Consider the following 6,954-nt stretch of genomic DNA (forward strand, 5'->3'; position numbering starts at 1 on the left):
AAACCTCGGGCCCGTGCGTATGCAGTGTTCACGGGCCTTGCATTTTCTCGTGATTGGCCCACGACTCCGTGAAGCAACATGTGACGGACGCCGCATGAAGATTCTTTTGCAGACCCTCGTGGCGCTGGCCGTGATCACAGGCGCTGTCGCGCTGTGGGTGGCGTATGTGCCCGCGGCGCGGCCCTGGCTCGACCGGGCCGGCGTGTCGGCGCTGATCGGCTTGCCGCCTGCGCCGACGGGCGGCACGTCGGGTGGTGGGGCGGCGGGTGGCGGGGCGGCGGGGCCACGTGCCCGGGGCGGGCCGGTGGCGGTCGTTGCAGACCCGGTGGGGACGGCGCTGATGAACGACAGCGCGCGGGCGATCGGCGACGGGCGGGCGCTGCGGGCGGTGACCGTGATGCCGCAGGTCGCGGGCCAGATCACCGCCGTCAACGCGACCTCGGGCAGCCGGGTGGAAAGCGGCTTCGTGCTGGCCCAGCTCGAGGACGAGGCGCAGAAGATCGCGCTGGAGCAGGCCAGGCTGACCCTCGCCGACACGCAGGAAACGCTGAAACGGCAGCAGCGGCTGGGCACCTCCGGCGCCACCGCCATCTCGCAGATCCAGGAGGCGCAGCTGCAAGTCCGCACCGCCGAGCTGGGCGTGCGCAAGGCCGAGTTCGAGCTGGGTCAGCGCAAGATCCGCGCCCCCTTCGCGGGCTGGGTCGGGCTGATCTCGGCCGAGGTGGGCGATCAGGTCACGCCGTCCAGCGAGATCGCCCAGATCGACGATCGTTCGACCCTGCTGGTCGATTTCCGCCTGCCCGAACGCTATGTCGGCCAGCTGGCCGAGGGGCTGTCGGTGACGGCGACGTCGCTTGCACGCACCGATGTCGCGCTGACGGGGCGGATCCGGGCGCTCGACAACCGGGTGGACGAGGCGAGCCGGACGATCCTCGTCGAGGCGGAACTTGCCAACCCCGAGGATCGCTTGCGCGCCGGGATGGCCTTCGCGATCCGGGTGGACCTGCCGGGCGACCAGGTGCCGACGGTGCCGCCGCTTGCGGTGCAATGGTCGGGAGAGGGGCCCTTCGTCTGGGTCGTCGCGGAGGGGAAGGCGCGGCGCTTGGCGTTGCAGATCCTTCAGCGCAACGCCGATGCGGTGCTGGTGCGGGCCGATTTCCGGCCGGGCGACCGGGTGGTGACCGAAGGGGTGCAGATGCTGCGCCCCGGCAGCGCGGTGCAGATCGTCGCGGGCGACGGCGCGCAGGCGGCGGCCGGCCCCGGCGGCGGCGCGGGCCAGCCCGCAATCGCCCGCCCTCAGGTCAGCCAGTGAGCGCGCCCCATTCATCCGGTCCGGGCGTGCCTGATTCCCGCGCGCCCGATCCCCACGCGCCTGATCCGGTTGATCCGGGGCACGCGCCCGACGAAGGGGCGGAGGCGATGCCCGCCGCCGCGCGCTCGGGCACCGCGCTGTTCGTGCGCCGCCCGATCCTCGCCTTCGTGCTGAACGCGCTGATCGTGATCGCGGGCCTCGGCGCGCTGATGGGGGTCGAGGTGCGGGAACTGCCCGATGTCGACCGCCCGGTGATCACCGTGACGACGACGCTTCAGGGGGCCTCGCCCCAGACCGTGGACCGCGAGATCACCGGGATCATCGAGGGCGCGGCGGGCCGTGTGGCGGGGGTCAAGTCGATCTCGTCCTCGTCGTCCTTCGGGCGCAGCCGTGTGACGGTGGAGTTCAGCGCGACCACCAACCTCGACGTTGCGGCCAGCGACATGCGCGACGCGATCAGCCGCGTGCAGCGCGACCTGCCCGATGACGTGGACGCGCCGCGCATCGTCAAGGCCGATGCCAACGCCGACGCGGTGATGCGGATCGGCGTGACCTCGGCCCTGCGCTCGGCGCCGGAGCTGACACAGCTGGTCAACGACGTCGTTGCGGACCGGCTGATCGCGGTGCAGGGGGTGGCCGACGTCAATCTTTACGGCGACCGGGACGAGATCTTCCGCATCGACGTGGATCAGCGCCAGCTGGCGAGCCGGGGCCTGACGCTGGCCGATGTACGCGCGGCGCTGACCAACGCGAATTTCGACGTGCCTGCGGGGGAGCTGAGCACGGCAAGCCAGTCGCTGACCGTGCGCTCCGTCGCCTCGGTCGTCTCGGCGCAGGCGTTCGAGGACCTCGTGCTGCGCAAGCACGTGCGTCTTGGCGACGTGGCGACGGTGACGATGGGGCCGGCGCCCGGCACCTCGATCCTGCGCGCCAACGGCCAGACCGGGATCGGCATCGGGATCATCCGGCAGGCGCAGTCGAACACCCTCGATATCTCGGCGGGCGTGCGGCGGGCGGTGGCCCAGATGAAGGGGGTGCTGCCGAAGGATGTGAACATCTTCGTCACCTCGGACGACGCCAACTTCATCAAGGGCGCGATCGAGGAGGTGGTGCGCTCGCTCGTGCTGGCCTGCCTGATCGTGGTGGCGATAATCTATGTCTTCCTGCGCGACTGGCGCGCCACGCTGATCCCGGCGCTGACCCTGCCGGTCGCGCTGGTGGGCACGCTGGCCGCGATCTACATCGTGGGCTTTTCCGTCAACATCCTCACCCTGCTGGCGCTGGTGCTGGCCACCGGCATGGTGGTCGACGACGCCATCGTCGTTCTGGAGAACATCGTGCGCCGCCGAGCCGAGGGGATGGGCCCGCGCGCGGCCGCCGTGCTGGGCACCCAGCAGGTGTTCTTCGCGGTGCTGGCAACCACGACGACGCTGGCCGCGGTGTTCATCCCGATCTCGTTCCTGCCGGGTCAGACCGGCGGCCTGTTCCGGGAATTCGGCTTCACCCTGGCGATGTCGGTCCTGCTTTCGTCCGTGGTCGCCCTGACCCTGACGCCGGTGCTGGCAAGCCGCCTGCTGAAGGGGCACGCCGGGGAAGGCGGGGGCAGCGGCCCGGTGGCACGGCTGGGGGCGGGGCTTGCCCGGCTTTATGCCGCGACGCTGCGCGTGGTGCTGGCCGCGCCGGCGATCGTCCTGTTGGTCGCCGCCCTCTTCGGGGCGACCGCCTGGCTTGTCTCCTCCGGCATCCAGCGAGAGCTTACCCCGCGCGAGGATCGCGCGGTTCTGCTGATGTCGGTCAGCGCGCCGCAGGGGGTCTCCCTCGACTATACCGCCGCGAAGATGCGCGAGATCGAGGACCGGGTCGCGCCGCTGCGCCGCGAGGGCCTTGTGCGGAACGTCTTTTCCATCGCCGGGCGGGGCGGTCAGTCGAACAGCGGGTTCATCGTGATGACGCTGTCGGACTGGGGCGACCGTGCGCTGAGCCAGAACGAGATCGCGACCCGGGTCTATGGCCTCACGAAGGGTGTCGTGGGGGTGCGGATGTTCACCATCCAGCCGAACTCGCTGCGCATCCGCGGCGGCGGTTCGGGGCTGAAATTCGCGATCACCGGGCAGGATTACGACCAGCTTGCCACCGCCGCCACGAAGATGGAGGTCGCGCTTGAGGCCGACCTGCGCTTTGGTCGGGTGCAACTGGGATATGAGACCACACAGCCGCAGCTTTTCATCGACATCGACCGCAGGCGCGCCTCGGACCTCGGCGTCAACATCAACGGGCTGGGCGATGCGCTGCAGGCCGTGCTGCAGGGCGCCAAGGTGACCAGCGTCTTCCTGGGCGACCAGTCCTACGATGTCGACATGCTGTCCACCGCCGAGCCGGTGAACGACCCCTCGGACCTGGAACATATCTTCATCAAGGCGGGCGACGGGACGATGGTGCCGCTGTCGTCCTTTGTCACGCTTCAGGAACGCGCGGTCGCGCCCGAGCTTGACCGGGAAAGCCAGATGCGCGCGGTGACGATGTCGGCGGGCCTGACGCCCGAGTTCGGGCTGGGCGAGGCCTGGGGGGCGGCGCTGATCCTCGCCGCCGAGGTGCTGCCGCCCGAGAACCACCTGATCCCGATGGCCGAGGCCGCGACGCTGAACGAGACGAACTCGGGCCTTGTCGCGATCTTTGCCGCCGCCATCGCGGTGGTCTTCCTCGTGCTTGCCGCGCAGTTCGAAAGCTTCCTCTCGGCGATCATCGTGATGGCGACGGTGCCGCTGGGCCTTGCCTGCGCGATCTTCGCGCTGCTGCTCACCGGGGGCAGCCTGAACGTCTATTCGCAGATCGGGCTGGTGCTGCTGGTGGGCATCATGGCCAAGAACGGCATCCTGATCGTAGAATTCGCGAACCAGCTGCGCGACCGGGGCGCCAATGTGCACCGGGCCATCTTCGAGGCGTCGACGGTGCGGTTGCGCCCGGTGATGATGACCATGGTCTCCACCGTGCTGGGCGGCGTGCCGCTGATCCTGTCCGAGGGCGCGGGCGCCGAGGCGCGGCAGGCGCTGGGATGGATCATTGTCGGTGGCCTCGGCCTTGCGACGCTTGCCACGCTCTACGTCACGCCGGTGGCCTACCTTTTGCTGGCCCGTTTCTCGAAACCCCGCGCGGCCGAGGAGGCCCGGCTCGCGCAGGAGCTGCGCGCCGCGGCACGGGGGTAGGTGTCTGGAGGCTGTGCGTCCGGGGGGGTAGGCGTTCGGGGGCTAGGCGTTCGGGAGGGCTGGGCGTCTAGGGCTGGCCCGGGGTCTGACGCCGCGCGACAAGCACGACCTGCCCCCGCGCCAGAAGTCGCAGTTCGCCGTTCCGGATGTCGAAGCCATCCGTCGCGCCAAGGGCGTTGAACAGCGCGGCCTCCTTTTCCATCCTGGCGTTCGAACAGGTCATCCTGGTCGCCGCCACCGGGCCCATCCGCATCCCCTCGCCGAACATGATCCGCGCGGAGAAGCGGTTGCAGGGCCCCTTGCCCGAGACCTGGTTGGCGAGAAAGCGCATCTCCGTCCCGATGCCCCCAAGCCGCGCCGAAGCGGCGCGCTCGACCGTCCAGGGCGCCCCGGTCAAAAGGTCCGCTGGCAATCCGCCGCAGCCCCGGTGCGTCCGTCCCCCGGTCGTGACGGTCACCTGAAGCGGATGCGGCAGGGCGGTGGCGCCATCGCGGCAGAGCGCGCGGGTGACATCGGCGGTGAGGGCGCCGTCCGGGGCGGCAAAGCGCAGGCCCGTGGGGATCGGATCCGGGGCGGGCAGGGGCAGGTCGAGCGGCGCGCCTTCCTGCGGGGTGAAGCGCATGCGCGATGCGGTGATCTCCAGCCGCCAGCCGGGTTCGCTGCCGCCGGCGCGGATCGGAAAGACCGGTGCCGCGATCTCGGGGTGGCATTCGGGAAGGGTTCTGCCCTTCAGGCGGACCGTGGCGGCGTTCCCCTTTGACCAGAACCAGGTGTCCGATTTCCCGTCGGCACCGGGCGCGGCGGAATAGCGCGCGCCCGAGGCGGTCTTGTCGGGGGTGAGGATGTAGCTGGCCCCGGCGACCATCAGGCGCGCCGACCCGCCGGCAAAGCTGACCTCGGCGTCGGTATCGCCGCAGCGGAAGGCGCTGGCGAAGCCGATCGCCTCGTTGCGGGTCAGGAGGACCGGCGGAAGGATCGAGGTGCCGCGCCCCGGCTTGATCATCACGGGCGCGCTGGCAAGGATTTCCCGCCCGCCGTCGAAGACCGCGGCGCGCAGTGCGATGGGCGCGTTGGCTGGCCCCTGGATCGCGAAGGGCAGCGGCAGTTGCGCCCCCTCGGTCGGGCGCCGGGTCTCGGCGATCCGCGTGCCGTCGAGGGTTTCCAGCGCGACCACCATGAGGGCGCCTTTCGGCAGCAAAATCGTCTCGCGTGCGATCAGCGCCCCCGACAGGGCACGGCCGACCTGCGCCTCGGCCCGCGCCCGGGCGGGCAGCACGCCGATCGTCAGGGCCGGCAGCAGGGCGGCCAGCGCGGCGGTCGCGGCCAGTCGGGCGGGTGTCGGGCGCATGGGATCCTCCGGGGCGTCGGAGACACAGGATAGCAGGCTGCGGCGGGGGGCCAAGCGCCCTTGCAAGGGTATGCACCCGCCGCGCGTGGTGGAGCGGTGGCCCCGGTCGATGCGCAAAGCAGTGGATGCGGAAACACAGTGGTTTCGGAAACGCGGGCCCGCGACCGGGAAGCGGATTGTTGTGAAGGCCGCGCGCGGCTACTGAGACCCCAAGGCCCGACCGGGCCCCGATCTGCGTCGTGCGGGCGTGGTGGAACGGTAGACACATGGCACTTAAACTGCCTGGGGCATTGCCCGTGCGGGTTCGACTCCCGCCGCCCGCACCACAGTATCCCGGAGCTGGCCTTGCCCAACACCGCCCCCCTCGGGTGGCGGCAGGGGCACCATCAGGCGGGATGTTCGAGCAGCTTGTCCCGGTTGCCGCCGGACAGCGGCACGTCGACCGCGGTATCCATGCAGTCCAGCCGGATCGGGAACGTCACCAGCTGGTAGTTGTAAGTCGCCGCGGCATGGGTCGTCGAATAATAGATGAACATCTCGCCGTTCCGCACGGCGGTGACGGCGCGGCCCTCCTTGTCGGCGGCCAGGTGATATTCGATGAACTGGCCGAAGCCGCCCGCCTGGTTCGCCGGGTTCGTCTTGTGCGCGCCACGCGACAGGTGGTTGCCCTTCGATTCGATGATCGTCTTGACCCCGGGGCGGAACTTCGCCGGGATATCGGCATAGGAGATGGTGCCCTTGAGGCCGACCCGGAGCCTGCCCTTCGCCGTCTCGACCATGGCGGCATTCTTGTCGACGATCCGGCGCTCCATCTCCTCGAGCCAGAGGTGATGCTTGGCGAATGACGCCTTGCTCTGGATCAGGTCCCTGATGATCTGCTGCGCGACGGATTTGCGGCACTTGTCCTTGCCGCCGCGCGATTCCCATTTCTTCATCGCCCCGGCGGGGTCGTAATCAATCCCGTCGATATAGAGCCCGGTCGCGTGGTAATCGTAGCTGCGGGTGGCGACGTTCCAGACCTTTTCCATTGTTGAAGGGGCTTGTTGCACATATCGGTGATGAGGATTCACTGCGCGAATCCAGTGCGTTAG

The 6,954-nt window shown here is 69.8% G+C and carries 4 protein-coding genes and 1 tRNA gene; 3 read left to right on the forward strand and 2 right to left on the reverse strand.

Annotated features, from left to right (window positions below; translation table 11 throughout):
- The first annotated feature begins 94 nt into the window (after positions 1-94).
- Both CVV76_RS18180 and CVV76_RS18185 read left to right on the forward strand, forming a co-directional pair.
- Positions 95-1,312, forward strand: coding sequence for an efflux RND transporter periplasmic adaptor subunit (locus CVV76_RS18180; RefSeq protein ID WP_102226101.1), 1,218 nt, complete (start codon positions 95-97; stop codon positions 1,310-1,312).
- Positions 1,313-1,419: 107 nt separating this feature from the next.
- The gene (locus tag CVV76_RS18185; RefSeq protein ID WP_102226102.1) at positions 1,420-4,515 is read left to right on the forward strand and encodes an efflux RND transporter permease subunit; all 3,096 of its coding nucleotides are present in this window, start codon (positions 1,420-1,422) and stop codon (positions 4,513-4,515) included.
- 67 nt (positions 4,516-4,582) lie between these two features.
- Here the strand turns inward: CVV76_RS18185 and CVV76_RS18190 are convergent, their stop codons facing one another.
- On the reverse strand, positions 4,583-5,863 hold the full coding sequence (locus CVV76_RS18190; RefSeq protein WP_102226103.1) for an META domain-containing protein: 1,281 nt from the start codon (positions 5,861-5,863) through the stop codon (positions 4,583-4,585).
- A gap of 241 nt (positions 5,864-6,104) precedes the next feature.
- Between CVV76_RS18190 and CVV76_RS18195 the strand changes: the two genes are divergently transcribed.
- Positions 6,105-6,189: transfer RNA gene (locus CVV76_RS18195), tRNA-Leu, on the forward strand.
- 60 nt (positions 6,190-6,249) lie between these two features.
- Here the strand turns inward: CVV76_RS18195 and CVV76_RS18200 are convergent.
- Positions 6,250-6,891: a hypothetical protein gene (locus CVV76_RS18200; protein ID WP_102226104.1), complete on the reverse strand. Its 642-nt coding sequence runs from the start codon at positions 6,889-6,891 to the stop codon at positions 6,250-6,252.
- Between the last annotated feature and the right edge of the window lie 63 nt (positions 6,892-6,954).

The sequence above is a fragment of the Acidimangrovimonas sediminis genome (assembly GCF_002871005.1).
Taxonomy (GTDB): Bacteria; Pseudomonadota; Alphaproteobacteria; order Rhodobacterales; family Rhodobacteraceae; genus Acidimangrovimonas; species Acidimangrovimonas sediminis.